This window comes from Fluviicola sp., assembly GCF_039596395.1.
Lineage (GTDB): Bacteria > Bacteroidota > Bacteroidia > Flavobacteriales_D > Crocinitomicaceae > Fluviicola.
Genome location: NZ_JBCNJT010000001.1, coordinates 780,243 through 792,941, shown reverse-complemented (window position 1 = coordinate 792,941; position 12,699 = coordinate 780,243). Strand labels below are relative to the sequence as shown.

The following is a 12,699-nucleotide window of genomic DNA, read 5'->3' as shown; positions in this document are numbered from 1 at the left end:
CAACTACCATTCATATGTATTACGCTAAAACCAATTCTATGAAAAAACACTTTTTACACCTTTTGCTGGTTCTTTTTCCACTTGCACTTCTTGGACAGAACATGCACGAACAGGTCCTTAAAACAGAGATCAAGAAGGTGAAGCTATTCCTGACAGCGGGAGAAATGACCCACGAAACACCCATAAAATTGACAAAAGGGAGAAACAAGGTCATTTTTTCAGGGATTTCTGCATTTGCAGATCCGAGAACCATCCAATTTACCAGTTCCGGTTCTTTCCGGCTGGTTTCTATTTCCACTGAAATGGATTTTTTAGCTGCCGAACAATGGAACCCCAGAATTAAAATCCTGGCCGATTCACTGGAACAATTAAAAGACCGGCATCAGCTGAATGTGGATTTATTGAGCTCGTACCAGGCTGAGTTGGGAATTTTAAACACCAATAAAGATCTGAAGGGCCAGAATACCTTAACGATTGATCAGATCAAGGCAGCCGGTGAATACTACCGTACACGCACGTTCGAGATCAATAAAACCATTACCAAAATCAAAAAAGAACAGGACGTGCTTTCTGCAAAGATCAATGATACCCGTTTTCAGTTAACGGAGTTGAACTACACCGAAAATCAGCGCAGTAACCAGGTTATCGTGTTGATTGATGTGGACAATAACACCGACATTTCCGGGACTTTGAAGTATTTGGTTTCCGACTGCGGCTGGGCAGCAACTTACGATCTTTCCGCCACAGACCTGAACCAGCCCATCAACCTGAAATACAAAGCACAGGTTTATAACAATACCGGAAATGAGTGGAAAAATGTTGCGCTGACTTTGAGTACTTCAGATCCGCTTTTAAGTGCTGCTTCTCCGGTATTGAACCCGTTCTACATCCGTTACGGAGAGCAGGTAGAATACACCAAAAAATCGTATGTTCAGCCGATTCAGCAAAAAGCAGATTACCGCAATGAGGTCATGAATGAAATCAATATGGCTAATCAGCGTGCTTATGACAACTACGTGCTGGACCAGAAAGTAACGGAAAATTCTGCAGGCTTTTTCGGCTCTGACAAAATGGGTAAAAATGAAGGAAAAAAAGTCAGCACGGTTGCCATGAAACAAATCGAGATATCCGACCTGAATGCTGAATTCCTGATCGCGCATCCGTTCTCCTGCCCTACCGATGCCAAACCATACATCGTTGAGATCAAGGAAATGAACATGCCGGCAACTTTCACCCATGTTTCGGTACCGAAACTGGATCAGGGATCTTTCTTACTGGCAAACATTGTAGGATGGCAGGACCTGGATCTGATTCCCGGTCCGACCAATGTTTACTTTGCAGGAAATTATGTCGGTGTGAGCGAGATCAACACCAATAATGTTGACGACACGCTAAGCCTGTCATTCGGTCGCGATTCAAAAATCCAGGTATTGCGCAAGCTGAAATCTGAAATGAGTACGAAGAAAGTATCCGGAAGCACGAAGAAAGACACGTACTTCTATGATATCCAGGTTCGAAATAACCGCACAGTCCCTGTGAAGATCAATGTATTCGACCAGATTCCGCTTTCCAGTTCCAGCGAAATTACGGTTACGGTAGAAACCATCGGAATCGGTAAGAAAAACGATCTGACCGGAGAAGTTTCCTACATGATTACCTTGCAACCGGGTGAAACGGCCAACCTTGAAATCGGGTATTCGGTGAAATATCCGAAAAATGCCAAGATCAGCACGAAAACTTTCCGAACAATCAGTTGCCCAAGTTTTTAACCGAAATAAACACATTTGATTATGTAAAAACTCCTCACTCCGGTGGGGAGTTTTTTTTGTATTTATTCTATTCATGAAGAAAAGCTAAATCTTTAGTAAATTATTCGTTAAAAAATTAGGAAATGACTAGATCGTTTTAGTATGTTTGCTAAAACTACGATTATGAAGCAAACTATCCTACTACTATTTTTTAGTAGTCTATCGCTCATTCCTGTATTCGCCTGCACCGGCGGAACAGCATCCGGATCACTGACACCAACTGCAGCATACCAGACAGTTGCTACCCAAAACGGAAGGTATTATACGGTCAATGTGGTCAAATGCAACCAATACGAATTTACATTTTGTGCCGGTGGAAGTTCTTCCTCGATAGACAGTCAATTGACTTTGCTGGATGCAACCGGCGCTACGCAGATTGTTTATGCCGATGACATATGCGGCAGCAATGCTTCCATTAACTGGACCGCTACTTTTACGGGAACCATCCGGATCCTGATTTCCAAATACAATTGCGTGCATGATTTAACTTCCAACGTGACCATGGCTTATAAAATGGTCGCAAATACCGGGAGCTACTGTTTGAACGGAAATGCAAGTTACCAGACAATCGGTGGTCAAAGCTGTATTGAACTTACTCCGGAAACTTCCAATCAAACCGGATGTGCCTGGAACAATACCGCAATCAATTTCAACCAGCCGTTTAATCTTTCCCTGAACTATTACTTCGGGAATAACATCAACGGTGCCGATGGAACGACCTTTACATTCCAGCCGAACCCAACAGCTTGTGGAACTTCAGGAGGACAACTTGGAGCGGGAAATATTCCCAATTCCCTGGTAATTGAATTCGACACTTACGACAATGACAATCCGACCCACGTTTACGACATGCTCGCAGATCACATTGCTGTGGAAATTGACGGAAACCTGCAAGGTCCCGGTGCTCCTTATTGCGGCCCTGTAGCTGCTTTTGCTTCGCTGGCAAACCTGGATGACGGCGCTGTTCACACCATTATGATTTCCTGGGACCCTGTGACACTAAACCTGAAAGTATACGTGGACGGAAGTTTGCGCCTGACCTGCAACGGAAATTTTGTGACCTCCGTATTCGGAGGAAATAATACCGTGTATTGGGGGGCTACTGCAGCGACAGGCGGATTGAACAACCAGCAGTATTTCTGTCCTGCAACGGTTGTACTTCCGGTGGAACTGAGCATCTTTAAAACACATTGCGAGGGCGAATCCAACCGCATATTCTGGAGAGTTGAAACCGAAAGCCGCCTGGATCACTACGTCATCGATTACACGTATGACGGGCAACTTTTTTACCCGCTTGCAACCATCGAGGCAAGCGGAAACTCGGAAGTTCCTTTGGAATATTCCTACCTCGATCCGCAAAAAACCGACAAGCAGGTTTACTACCGTCTGACATCTGTTGATTTTGACGGTGAACTGGAATACAGCGACCTGATTTCAGCTTTCAATTGCTCGGCAGATTCCAAAAAACTTATTACCGGGCTTTCTTCTGAAGACGGGATTGTTTCGATCCATTTTGCAGACAAATCAGTTTATTATCAGCTATTTGATCTGAACGGAAAAGCTATTACCGAAGTATTGAATAACGATGAGAAATCTGAAAATCAACTGATTACTTCTCTGTCAGAAGGTATTTATATGCTGAGATCATGGAATAAAGAGGAAACTGTTTTTGAAAATCAGCGTTTTTTCATGGATCGATAAAAAACATTCATGCTGTTATTTTCAGGTATTCAACCCATTTTTTTTAACACCTGCCGAATAATTTAAATGAACTAGTAAATTAATTTGGAAGTAGTTAAGTGCTTAAATATATTTGTTCAGGAAGAAATTCTAACACGTCTATTACCGATATGGAACCGCGGAGTTTGTCTGCGGTTTTTTATTGAGCCCTTAACAAGGTTCAAATGTTTCTGCCGTGTCAGATTCAAATGTTCAAATGTTCAAACGTTTTTCATTGAACAATTTTACACTTTTAAACTATTTAAACTTGTTTAATGTGACCCTCTTTCTATGAAAGAGCATTCCATCATCAAATGCTTGCGGTTTTCAGTAGATTCTTTCAAGCGGTCCATCAATCTTTCCACGGTCTCTTTCCCGATTCCGTTTACCGGTTGTCTTAAAGCTGTAACAGGCGGCGCAAAATAAGAGAATGCTTCCGAATCATCAAACGAAATGATGCGTACTTTTTTCGGGATTTCTACTTTCAACAGGTTCAGTGCGTTGATTGCGTGAAGGGCTACTTTATTGTTCAAAGCCACAAATGAATCCACGCCTGCGTCGAGCATTTGCTTTATTTTATGGAAACTGTCGTCGTGATTTTCGCTCAACTCGGCCAATTCAAAAGGAATATGCTGCTTCTCGCATGCCGATTTTGTTCCGTCAATACGCAGCTGAATGGTCATTACATCGGATCTTTTCGGATGAAGAATTCCTACTTTTTTAGGTTTCACCGAGAATTTCTTTACAAGCATGGCAGCTTCCATGTAATTATCCACTCCCACAAAATCTGCAAATTCATCCCCGATACGATCTACCCAAACCACCGGAATGGGTGTTTCGTCCAATACCGGTTTCAAAGCCGGAATTCCGTTACAAGGAGCAATAATCAATGCATCTACGGAACGCAGGATCAGGTCGCGGATCAATTTCAACTCCATGGTACTGTCGTCATTCGTTGAAACAATGAACAAGCTATATCCTTTCTCGTAAAGTGATTCCTGGATAGCCTTACTCAATTCCGAGTAGAACGGGTTCGAAATATCCGCAAGCACCAAACCGATTGTCTGTGTCTTTCCTTCTCTCAAGCCCTTTGCAAAGTAGTTCGGAACATAGTTCAACTCTTTTGCTTTATCCAAAATTAATTTCTGCGTCGTTTCACTGATGTTGAACTGTTTTCCTTTACCATTCAACACAAATGAGACAGTAGATTTTGAAACATTTAAACTTTCGGCAATATCCGCAAGTGATGTCCTTTTTGATTTCATTCCTAAAACGTTAGTTTCTCTGGTCTTTTCCCCATGACATTTTGTTACGGATCGTATCCAGGAAATTAGTGTCCTCTAATTTAATGACATTAATCATATATTCGGCCTTTCTGATCAAAACTTCTTCGTTCTGTTTGATACTTTTGGCGTTTCCGTCGACAGAGATCAGGTAGTTTCGTTCCCTTCCTTCAATTCTCAGTTTAATCGGCATGTTATCGGGAACAACAACCGGCCGGACATTCAGATTATGCGGTGCAATCGGTGTGATGATGTGAACCTGGCAACCCGGAGTAACAATCGGTCCGCCACAACTGAGATTATAAGCCGTAGAACCGGTCGGAGTAGCTACAATCAGCCCATCCGCCCAATACGAATTCAGGTATTTATCATCCAGGAAAGCGTCTACGGTAATCATGGATGAAGTATCTTTCTTTAAAAGTGTCACTTCATTCATCGCAAAGTTATCCGCACCATAAATACTGCGTTCGGTTTCTACCCGAAGCAAGGATCTTTTCTGGAAATCATAGCGTTTTTGATTGACCATTTCCAGCGCATTGTCAAACGATTCATCGCCCAACGTTGCCAAAAAGCCCAATCTTCCGGTGTTTATTCCCAGGATAGGAACCCCGGAATCACGGATGTAAGCAACCGTTCTTAAGAACGTTCCGTCGCCACCGATACTGAATGCCAGGTCTATTCCATGATGAAAATCCGCATAGCTTGTGAATACTTGTGCTTCGCTGCAAATCCCGGCTTTCTTCACCAATTGGTCTTTCAGTTCTTTTTCGAGGATCAATTTCCAGCCAAAACGGTCAGCCAATGTCACGAAATGCCTGAAGATCGGGATCGTAGCTTTATTTACTTTCTTACTATATACCGCTACAAGCATTTTAAATGTTTAAATAATTCATCAATGCGTCATATCGGAACTGCATATCGTCCTGGTCCGTTGAACGCTGGAAACTTGCCTTTACCAACATATCGTGTCGCTCGAATGAACGGATGATCCGCGATAAATCTACTTCGGATATTTTGAGGGTCACTTCGATTTTAGTACTGTCTCCGGAGGACATGATAAACGAAGAAAGGATTTTTGCATTTTCGCTTTCAACGATCTGGGAAATCTGGGCCAGGGAATAATCTACCCGGTTCATTTCCAGCACCACTATTCCTCCAGATTCTTTGATACTTGCTGTATTGGCGATCAACGTCATTAGCTGATGAACGCTCGTACATCCCAGGTATTGCTCTGCAACGTCCAATACAGGTAAAACCGAAATGCGGTGCTCGGCCATTTTAGCCAAAACTTCATATATGTGAGCTGTTTCCAAAACATACGGTCTCGGAAGATGGTCAAATAGTACATCCAATGACAATTCCAGGTCTTTCTTATCTAAAATGTCGCTTTCGGAAATTAAGCCTACAAAATTGCCGTTTTTTAATACCGGAAGATGGGAAACTTTAAACTCCTCCATCCATATCAATGCCTTCTCCCCTGAATCTGTATGAATTAACGGGGGAATCTCGTCTGTTATTACTTCTTTTGCTGTCATGTTGTCTGCCAAAGTACTAAAAAGGTCGCTACGAGCGAAGAATTTGTAGAAATTTAATCTACCGAAATGACCAATCTCACTCCTCCCTCCAAAGCCAACTCCCAGGCCTTTTCAACTTCGGAAAGTGGTGCTGTATAAGTATCCAGTTTTAATTTTCCATCCTTCGCCAATTCAAATATTTCGGGTAAAACTTCCTTATAGAACCGATGCAGGTCTTCTCTGGAAAGACTTCCCAAACCGGATCCCAGGATTTCAATAGCCGAACTTCTCAACGTTCCGGAACCAAGTGAGATGTTTTCTCCGGCCATACTTCCTACTGTCACGATTTTTACCTGAGGAGTAAAGGAATTGACACCCCCGCCTTTCAGTGCAGAAATGATCAGTTCCACCGGTTTTCCCCACAAATAATCAATCACGCAGGAAATGGGTGTTTCCCGATGAATGGATTTAAGCCGTTCGATAATCGCTTCATCGGAATCCAGCAGCGAAATCACCTCATCTGCTCCCAAACCACGTAACTCTTCTAAAACGGATTTATTTCTTCCCGTTACAATAATTTTGGAAGCTCCGTCGTGCTTTGCAAGCTGAACCGCCAGTTTACCTGTAACTCCTGTTGCTCCGTTGATTAACACGACATCTTCTTTTTTCATCTTTGCCCGGAAACGCAAAGCCATTGCAGCGCCAATTACCGCATTGGGCAATGCCGCCGCCTGAATTATATCCAACCCTTGCGGAACAACGACGTACTGACCTTTTCGAATAAGTGCCTGTTCGGCCAGTGTTCCTGAAATTCCCTGCGCATAAACCAGTGTGCCGTCTTCCAGTGTACCAACTCCGTCGATTCCCGCAACAGCAGGAAGTTCGGTATAACTGGCATAGTGCTTTCCACTCGCCCGAAGCTTATCCAGGTTCTTTACCGAGGCGGCTTTCACATTCATGAGCAATTCGGTTTCATTGGCAGGTACAGGATCCGGATGATCGGAATAAACGGGAGTTTGTCCCAGTTCTTTGATAATTGCAGCTTTCATATACTTTCTTTTAGCTGCAAAGGTCTGTCAAACCGGGATCTTCTCTCTTAACAATTGTAAATTAATTAAGAAACAGAATGCGAGAGAAGCGTCTCACTTTTTACATTTCACATTTTACATTTCACCTTCTCACTTACTCTTCGCGATTTTATTCCGGATGCGGCTCAATGAAACCGGCGTAATGCCGATATAGGTTGCCAAATCCTGCTGCGGAACACGTTTCAATAATTCAGGATTGGTCTTTAACAAGTGCAGATAACGTTCTTCCGGTTTGTCTCTCAGGAAAGAGAGCACGTGTTTCGAGTAATACAAAAAGCGGTCTAAAATGTATTCCTGGAACCATTCTTTGAAATCGGTATCGTTTTTCATCAATTCATCGAAGGTCATTTTATCCAGCACATACAATTTTGATTCTTCCAGGGTTTCCAGGCAAAACTCACTGGGCTCGAGACTTAGAAAACTTTCCAGGGAAGCAACTAGCTTACCCTCGAAGAAAAACTGGCTGGTAATTTCATTTCCGTTCTTATTCAGCCAGATCCGGAGCGCTCCTTTTTCAATGATGTAGATCTTTCTCGCAATGGAACCTTCCTGCACCAACTGCGTTCTCGCCGGAACAGTGATTGATTCTAGCCCGAACAAAGCTCCCCATTCTAATGCATTCATATCTTTTTCCTTTGTAATTAAAAATAAGGATAATTGGAAGTTTTAAGGCACTGATTCTGTTTGGAGTTTAAGGTTAAAAAAGTTCAAAAGTTCAAAAGTTCAAAAGTTCAAAAGTTCAAAAGTTCAAAAAAGAAACTTAAAATCATTTCCTGCAAATCCTTCGAACATTTCACACTTCACACTTCACATTTTACATTTTACATTTTACATTTAAACATTTCACCATCTAGCATTTCAACCCCCTGTTCTGAAAGTAATGCATTAATTTTCAATTCTGTCCCCGTATTTCTTACGTAAATGTTTTTTCTTCAGGTCTTCTTCCTTCCAGCAAATGTATTGCCCGAAAGTACCCCTGAGTCGCTGCCATTTGGATTGCCGGTTCACAATGGAAACAAAATTCGGGCGTTTTGCGGCATCCGGATTGATCGTTGGTTCCCTAAGGTCCTGCTTTAGCAGTGTATCCTTAACGATTGGCAGCAAATCTACCGGCAGCTCGAATTTCTTGATGAACTGGCGCATACCGTTCAGTTGAAAAGGATCTGTGGCCAAAGCGATTTTTTGAAATCCCTGTTTTTTCGCCAGGCGGTAGGAATAATAAACATTCTCGGTACTGTGTTCCGATCTCGGGTCCATGAATATGTGTTCTTTCGGAATGCCCAGTGCCTCGCCGTAAAGCGCCATAATATGAGCTTCTTCGTATTCGGTATACACCGCCGAACCTGAGTAAATGATATTTTTGGCAATCCCCTTTTTATACAGGTAGTTTGACCACTGCACGCGATTCCGCATAGCTTCGCTCCAGTGTTTCCCGTCATACGGAACACCCGGAACAATGATCGCATCATATGGAGCTTTTTGCAGGTATTTACGATTGGTTTTCTGTGCTGAAGGTGCAAATAGAAAACACCCGCCAAGGAATACGGGCAAAGACAAAAAAGTGATTATCGAAAGGAGTTTCATGCTTCAATGATACAATTTTATGTCAAATTTTCATCTTAGAAAACGTTAAAATCGACTCCGGAAACTTTCAAGAACTTTAACATCTGAAAGCAATAAATACTCGTTATCTTCGCAATCCAAAGAAAAAAGCCATGACAAAATTAAGCGTGAACATCAACAAAATTGCTACTATCCGAAATGCCCGCGGGGGAAACACTCCCAATGTGGTACAGGTAGCTATTGACTGTGAGCGCTTCGGTGCTGCCGGAATTACGGTCCATCCAAGACCCGACGAAAGACACATCACCGGAAAGGATGTCGTGGACTTATCGAAAGTAGTTACTACCGAGTTCAATATCGAAGGATACCCGGACGAGCGCTTTATGCAAATGATTGAAGCTATTCGCCCGGCACAGGCAACTTTAGTGCCGGATCCGCCGCATGTTCTGACAAGCAATGCAGGCTGGAACACAAAAGAACACCTGGAAGTACTGCAGGATATTATTCGTCGTATCAAATCCTGGGGCGTGCGCACTTCTATTTTTGTCGACACCGATTTACAGAACATTGAATACGCTGTGAAAACAGGAACAGACCGCATTGAATTGTATACCGGTCCTTATGCAGACCATTATGCTGAAAACAGGGAAGACGCTATCAAACCGTTTGTCACCGCCGCAAACCGTGCATTGGAATTAGGCCTGGAGTTGAATGCTGGACACGATCTGAACCAGGAAAACCTTCGTTACTTTAAGGAAAACATTCCTCAATTGGCAGAAGTATCTATCGGGCATGCTTTGATTTCGGATGCGCTTTACCTGGGATTGGAGAATACGGTTCAGCGTTACAATTATTTGCTGCGGGATTAATAGCACAAGCCAACGAACGCCCACTCATCTAAAAAATACGGATAGACATGTGTCTATTCAGTCAGTGGTAACGGGCTTTTCAGAGGAAATCAGAACCGGTCTTCGAGGATTTTTTGAATGTACTGATTGATCTGCTTTTTCTGCTTCCTCGACCCTTCGTCATTCATCTCGTTATGTGTGACATGCTTCAATTGAACGATGTGTATCCCATACTTCAGACAATCTTCTGCTGAAGGAATCACCAGCGAATCTGCAACTTTATCGGTCGACCGTAAACTCGAAAACTGGGGCTTCAATGTAATCGGAACGGGCATTCTCAAATGATCCAGTGTAATGACTTTCCGGATCAGTTCCGGATGATCTTTTGCCGTCAAGACGCTCATATCTCCCCCGTTTGAATGACCGATCAGGTCAACCGAACTAATTTTCAGTCCCGGGTGTTTCCGCTTAAAATCATTCAATACGAACAGGATATTTCCTTCACCTCTGACCCAGAAAGGCATACGAACAACCTGCATGTTCCCTTCCTTCGGGATCAAAGGGTCTCCGAGCAATTCGTGCTGAATACTCAAAGTCCAGAATCCGGCGCGCGCGAGGTTTTTAGTGAGGTAAGAATAATTCAGGTAGTTCCGCGAATAATTCGACCCGTATCCATGACTGAAAATCACCACGCGAATGGAATCCGGAGTTTTTTTCGTTACCGGGGAATACAAAGCATAAGGGATCAAGCGATTCCGTACACTATCGAGCACCTCGAATGTATCGATCTGAATTTCCGTAGAAACGGGTTCATATTCTGATGACATGGATGCAAAAGCGGTTATTGTCAGGATAAATATCCCAACCAGAATCGTATAAAACCGCTTTGCTCTTCGTTTCATGAATTATTTGGAAAGAAGCGTGAAATTTATGCCATCAACCGTGACGGTTCGCTCCTTTTCATCTGGATAGATCACCTTATAAGTCAATTTCTTCCCGCCTGTATTCGGAATTTCGGTCACTTCCGACCAGATATTTCCCAGGCAGCTTTCTACTTGTTCGTCCCGGTAATCCAACAGATCACCTTTCGCATCGAATGTCAGGAGCAAATACCCGATTTCTTGTCCTGCACCACACATTCCGTTAGGATTCAGCCGTGAGCTCAATTCGTATTGCAGCAATACTTTGCACCCTGTTGCATCCATTTTACTCGCAAAAACGGAATATCCATAATAGAACGGACCGAATTGCTTCATATCGAAGTGCTTTTTGTTTTGAGCACCGAACTGAAGGACCAAAAATTCATTTCTTCCGGTGAGGTTAATGTCGCTGGTATTAAAAACGACCTTTAATTCCTTCTTGTCATTTTTCCAGGTTCCTTTGTAAGTATAATCTTCGTAGGCAAACTCAAACCTTTCCAGATACCCGGAACGATTGCTCAGATTCTCCATCACTTCCCACATACTGTTAACCGGAGCATTGAATTCCCGGATACTGTCGGCACGTTTCTGATCTGCGAATTGGTACAAAACAAAACGGTCCGAGCAAACACCGATCAGTGGAATCTTCTTTTTCACGTTGTCGTAATAATACCATCCGGAAACCGTGTGGCTAGTTCCATCCTCGAAATAATCGTCAAGTTTGAGGTACATCGTAATCTCGTATTTCTCATCAATACTCCCGTGAATAACCTGGTCTGTTACCCTGAATTCATCGATATAGACTTTTTTATCCTGAGCATTCAGGGATAAAGCAGCCAGTAAAAGCCATGTGCTTAAAATTCCTTTCATTTCTTGTCTGTGTTGTGAGTGGCTATCGCTTGTGTACGGATGATTCCTTTTTCGTCTTTGTAACGGATCGAAACAACCGGTTTTTCTATCTGAAGTCTTTTCTCCAACTTGATGACCTGCATGGTTGCTTCAAATTCGAAACGGGCAGGTAAATGGTCAAAATCTTCCTGGTTCACATATTGAAGAACGGTCGGCCTGTACCAATCAAATTCCTTTACCAGTAATCCTTTTGTTTCCAGCGTGAACTGAACTCCGTCGGCAACATTTTTTATATCTTTGATTGTTGTGGTCCAGTTACTGCCGACAGGTGGGCCATTTTCAGTGCAACTGGCTGACTGCTGGGTAAAAAGCCCCCTCAAGGTTTCACCATCCAGGACATATAAGCCCTGGTACCACGGCATGTATTCTTCTGCTGAAACACCATTTGCCTCGCCGCCATGAATCAGCAGATAGGTTTTTCCGTTTTCACCGATCATTACCTCGTCAACAGGTGAAGCAACCGTAAATGTCCCCTGCAAATTCACGAAAGGCTCAAAATTCAGCAACTCCCATTTTCCGTTCTGCTTCTCCAAATGTGCCAGGCTCAGCAAACCGCGGGTGAATCTTCCCGTACCGTCATTCATCAAAGAAGTGGAAAAGCTGGCTATTGCTCTCAGACTTCCCTTTTCCGACTGATAGTAGAGGATATTCGTACAGATCGTATAATTTGCATCGTAGGGAAGTGTTTCTTTTTCTATCATTTCTTCATCCTGGTAAGCAACGAAATCCTGCTTGACACAGGAAGAGCATTTCCAGAAAGCAGAAACCCGCCATTCGGACAATTCGGGATCGTCTTCATTCATCGGGGCGGGAAATAACTGAAACAAGAGCTTATTCCTATCCAAAGAATCGCTTCCGAAATCCAGCATTTTCAGTTTATCCAGATCGAATGAAATATCAACCGGCTGAAATACACTTTCTTCCTGGGAAAAACCGATCAAACTGCTAAAAACAGGAAACAGACACAAAAAAACTGGTAAACTTCTCATTAAAACAAGGTTCGAATCGAAATTAATATAAATCCTTCGTGATCCGGAAAATAGGAAC

Annotated in this window: 12 protein-coding genes; 3 read left to right on the top strand and 9 right to left on the bottom strand. The window is 42.9% G+C overall.

What is annotated here, in order from left to right; genetic code table 11:
• The first annotated feature begins 38 nt into the window (after positions 1 to 38).
• Positions 39 to 1,769, top strand: coding sequence for a DUF4139 domain-containing protein (locus tag ABDW02_RS03225; protein ID WP_343632021.1), 1,731 nt, complete (start codon positions 39 to 41; stop codon positions 1,767 to 1,769).
• Between the two features lie 162 nt (positions 1,770 to 1,931).
• A complete protein-coding gene (locus ABDW02_RS03220) occupies positions 1,932 to 3,509 on the top strand; it encodes a hypothetical protein (protein ID WP_343632019.1) in 1,578 nt (525 codons plus the stop codon).
• Positions 3,510 to 3,799: 290 nt separating this feature from the next.
• On the opposite strand, the gene ABDW02_RS03215 is transcribed toward ABDW02_RS03220, so the two are convergent.
• The 6 genes from ABDW02_RS03215 to ABDW02_RS03190 all read right to left on the bottom strand — a co-directional run bounded on the left by ABDW02_RS03215 (position 3,800) and on the right by ABDW02_RS03190 (position 8,996).
• Positions 3,800 to 4,792 (bottom strand): LacI family DNA-binding transcriptional regulator, encoded by a 993-nt coding sequence (locus ABDW02_RS03215; protein ID WP_343632017.1) that lies wholly within the window; start codon positions 4,790 to 4,792, stop codon positions 3,800 to 3,802.
• Between the two features lie 10 nt (positions 4,793 to 4,802).
• Positions 4,803 to 5,681: an NAD kinase gene (locus tag ABDW02_RS03210; protein ID WP_343632015.1), complete on the bottom strand. Its 879-nt coding sequence runs from the start codon at positions 5,679 to 5,681 to the stop codon at positions 4,803 to 4,805.
• 1 nt (position 5,682) lies between these two features.
• Positions 5,683 to 6,345, bottom strand: a complete 663-nt coding sequence (locus ABDW02_RS03205; RefSeq protein ID WP_343632013.1) for a CBS domain-containing protein — start codon at positions 6,343 to 6,345, stop codon at positions 5,683 to 5,685.
• 53 nt (positions 6,346 to 6,398) lie between these two features.
• Positions 6,399 to 7,373, bottom strand: a complete 975-nt coding sequence (locus ABDW02_RS03200) for a zinc-binding dehydrogenase (protein ID WP_343632011.1) — start codon at positions 7,371 to 7,373, stop codon at positions 6,399 to 6,401.
• 129 nt (positions 7,374 to 7,502) lie between these two features.
• Positions 7,503 to 8,036, bottom strand: coding sequence for a Crp/Fnr family transcriptional regulator (locus ABDW02_RS03195; protein ID WP_343632009.1), 534 nt, complete (start codon positions 8,034 to 8,036; stop codon positions 7,503 to 7,505).
• 261 nt (positions 8,037 to 8,297) lie between these two features.
• Positions 8,298 to 8,996, bottom strand: a complete 699-nt coding sequence (locus tag ABDW02_RS03190; protein ID WP_343632007.1) for a YdcF family protein — start codon at positions 8,994 to 8,996, stop codon at positions 8,298 to 8,300.
• Between the two features lie 131 nt (positions 8,997 to 9,127).
• Between ABDW02_RS03190 and ABDW02_RS03185 the strand changes: the two genes are divergently transcribed.
• Positions 9,128 to 9,844, top strand: coding sequence for a pyridoxine 5'-phosphate synthase (locus ABDW02_RS03185; protein ID WP_343632005.1), 717 nt, complete (start codon positions 9,128 to 9,130; stop codon positions 9,842 to 9,844).
• Positions 9,845 to 9,933: 89 nt separating this feature from the next.
• On the opposite strand, the gene ABDW02_RS03180 is transcribed toward ABDW02_RS03185, so the two are convergent.
• Genes ABDW02_RS03180 through ABDW02_RS03170 form a run of 3 tightly spaced genes read right to left on the bottom strand, consistent with a single transcriptional unit; the run spans position 9,934 to position 12,641 of the window.
• The gene (locus tag ABDW02_RS03180) at positions 9,934 to 10,725 is read right to left on the bottom strand and encodes an alpha/beta hydrolase (RefSeq protein WP_343632003.1); all 792 of its coding nucleotides are present in this window, start codon (positions 10,723 to 10,725) and stop codon (positions 9,934 to 9,936) included.
• Between the two features lie 3 nt (positions 10,726 to 10,728).
• Positions 10,729 to 11,613, bottom strand: coding sequence for a hypothetical protein (locus ABDW02_RS03175; RefSeq protein ID WP_343632001.1), 885 nt, complete (start codon positions 11,611 to 11,613; stop codon positions 10,729 to 10,731).
• Positions 11,610 to 12,641, bottom strand: a complete 1,032-nt coding sequence (locus ABDW02_RS03170) for a hypothetical protein (protein WP_343631999.1) — start codon at positions 12,639 to 12,641, stop codon at positions 11,610 to 11,612. Before ABDW02_RS03170 ends, ABDW02_RS03175 begins: the two co-directional genes overlap by 4 nt.
• Positions 12,642 to 12,699 lie beyond the last annotated feature (58 nt).

Coding starts and splice junctions, on each gene's coding strand:
- ABDW02_RS03225 (WP_343632021.1), top strand. CDS start 39: ATGAAAAAACACTTTTTACACCTTTTGCTGGTTCTTTTTCCACTTGCA.
- ABDW02_RS03220 (WP_343632019.1), top strand. CDS start 1,932: ATGAAGCAAACTATCCTACTACTATTTTTTAGTAGTCTATCGCTCATT.
- ABDW02_RS03215 (WP_343632017.1), bottom strand. CDS start 4,792: ATGAAATCAAAAAGGACATCACTTGCGGATATTGCCGAAAGTTTAAAT.
- ABDW02_RS03210 (WP_343632015.1), bottom strand. CDS start 5,681: ATGCTTGTAGCGGTATATAGTAAGAAAGTAAATAAAGCTACGATCCCG.
- ABDW02_RS03205 (WP_343632013.1), bottom strand. CDS start 6,345: ATGACAGCAAAAGAAGTAATAACAGACGAGATTCCCCCGTTAATTCAT.
- ABDW02_RS03200 (WP_343632011.1), bottom strand. CDS start 7,373: ATGAAAGCTGCAATTATCAAAGAACTGGGACAAACTCCCGTTTATTCC.
- ABDW02_RS03195 (WP_343632009.1), bottom strand. CDS start 8,036: ATGAATGCATTAGAATGGGGAGCTTTGTTCGGGCTAGAATCAATCACT.
- ABDW02_RS03190 (WP_343632007.1), bottom strand. CDS start 8,996: ATGAAACTCCTTTCGATAATCACTTTTTTGTCTTTGCCCGTATTCCTT.
- ABDW02_RS03185 (WP_343632005.1), top strand. CDS start 9,128: ATGACAAAATTAAGCGTGAACATCAACAAAATTGCTACTATCCGAAAT.
- ABDW02_RS03180 (WP_343632003.1), bottom strand. CDS start 10,725: ATGAAACGAAGAGCAAAGCGGTTTTATACGATTCTGGTTGGGATATTT.
- ABDW02_RS03175 (WP_343632001.1), bottom strand. CDS start 11,613: ATGAAAGGAATTTTAAGCACATGGCTTTTACTGGCTGCTTTATCCCTG.
- ABDW02_RS03170 (WP_343631999.1), bottom strand. CDS start 12,641: ATGAGAAGTTTACCAGTTTTTTTGTGTCTGTTTCCTGTTTTTAGCAGT.